The organism is Pedobacter sp. 01T416_2, assembly GCF_056398925.1.
Map to the genome: position 1 here is coordinate 1 of NZ_JBFTQI010000976.1, position 1,906 is coordinate 1,906.

Consider the following 1,906-nt stretch of genomic DNA (forward strand, 5'->3'; position numbering starts at 1 on the left):
TCTTTAAGAAGAGTGCTATCTTTAAGAAGAGTGCTACATTGGAAATTTGGAATTTTATCCGATATAGAATTAAAAGAAGAAATGATAAATAATGGATTAATAATCAAGGATATTAGTGGTAATGTTAATATTGATTATAATATAACTTCTTTAGGCATCACTTATTTGAAGCAGAATTTTGATAGAGGTAAAATAAGTATTTATGATAGTTTTCCTGAATTAAGTGAGTTTCTTGATGCACTTTTTGATGAATTTGTTATCTAGTTAGATATCTTTAGCTCCTTCCTAGCGCAAGTCTTGGTGTGCAGGCTTGTGAGCTGGTTGACTTGTGCTTTAAAATAATCTTATCCTGGCGTTTGTGCCGGGCTTTTTACTTTTCCAGCATTCCCTCACTAGCGCAAGTCTTAGTGTTTGGACTAGAGGGGTGGCTGACTTGTGCCTTCATAATACTTAGTTAGTCAAAATCTTATTAAGATGTTCTTCGCCACGTTAAGCTTTTTTATAAATTGATGATCTGCCATAATCGTTTTATATTTAGTTATGTGTACAAAATATAAGTTTCATGATCCGACAGCAATATATTTTGTTTCTTTTGCCGTTGTAGACTGGATTGATATTTTTACACGTGCTATTTACAGAGATCTTTTATTGGAAAGCTTATCTTATTGTAGAAAAGAAAAAGGCCTTAACTTACATGCCTGGGTAATCATGAGCAACCATGTCCATTTAATTGTAAGCAGTAGGGAAGGTTATCTATTGCCTAATATCATGCGCGATTTGAAGAAGTATTCATCATTTAGGATCTTAAAAGAAATAAAAGAAAGCATGATCGAAAGTAGAAAAGATTGGATGCTCTACCTGTTTTCAAAAGCCGGGCAACAAAATAGCAATAATAAAAACTTTCAATTTTGGAGGCAGGATAACCATCCTATCGAACTAGATCCACATCTCAATATGTTTGAAGAACGAATTCATTATCTTCACAATAATCCGGTAGAGGCGGGACTGGTGACAAATGCAGCTGACTATTTATACAGTAGTGCTGTAGATTATGAAGGAGGCAAAGGATTGATAGAGATTGATGTATTGATTTAGAGAAAGCACAAGTCAGGCCTTTGCTTGTGCCGAGGCGCTAAGACTTGCGCTAGATTGGGCTTTATAACAGAAGATTACCATTGGAAGCATAGTAATGCAATAGATTTTTCTGGAGAAAAGGGTTTGTTAGAAATTGATATAATTTAAGTTAATTTGGATACGAGCTACAAGCTCGCACCAGCTTGGGGGGAGGAGTCACCATAAATAAAGTTAAATAATAAAATAATAATGAATAACAGAGGCGATCGCTTTTTATTGCAATGCAAAATGAACTATTTTAAAGGGATTACTCCATCCAATCCAATTAATTATCAGGACTTGGATTACCAGCTATTAATTGATATTGGAATGGAGTATCTTAATAGTAATGAAATTGAAGAGTTTGCAAAATTCTTCAGAGAGAGCCAATATTTTGTTCCACTGTGGGCAGCTCATATAATATATGATTATGGGAACCCCAATAATCGATTAAAAAAAGAGTGTTTGGAGGTCATAAAAGATTATTCAGAACATCCTTTAAATAGTAAGATTTCAGAGGAAGAAACAGCTTGGATAAAGTTACATCAAGATGGATTTTGTGACTTTAAATAACGACAGTAATGTATCCCTCATTGGCCCTGCTAATTATATCGAAAAATTACAGAAGGGGGCTATAAAAGGAACTGGAAAAATAGAAAAACCATAACTATCATGATAGATAAAGTACAGAAAAATATAGAAAATAGTTATTTGTTCGGATGTATGAAGTATAGAAATGATTTATCATTTTATTTAATGCCCTCACTAGCGCAAGTCTTAGCAGCTAGGGCAG

General features: G+C 33.8%; 3 protein-coding genes. All 3 read left to right on the top strand.

All coding sequences use genetic code 11. The features are described 5' to 3' along the window. On the top strand, positions 1 to 264 hold a 264-nt coding region (locus tag AC1DPQ_RS26470; protein ID WP_477611394.1), incomplete at its 5' end, for a hypothetical protein. A 276-nt stretch (positions 265 to 540) separates the two neighbouring features. Beyond that, on the top strand, positions 541 to 1,095 hold the full coding sequence (locus tag AC1DPQ_RS26475) for an REP-associated tyrosine transposase (RefSeq protein ID WP_477585141.1): 555 nt from the start codon (positions 541 to 543) through the stop codon (positions 1,093 to 1,095). Between the two features lie 228 nt (positions 1,096 to 1,323). After that, entirely contained in the window at positions 1,324 to 1,686 is a 363-nt protein-coding gene (locus AC1DPQ_RS26480) for a hypothetical protein (protein ID WP_477585142.1), read from the top strand. Positions 1,687 to 1,906: the final 220 nt, after the last annotated feature.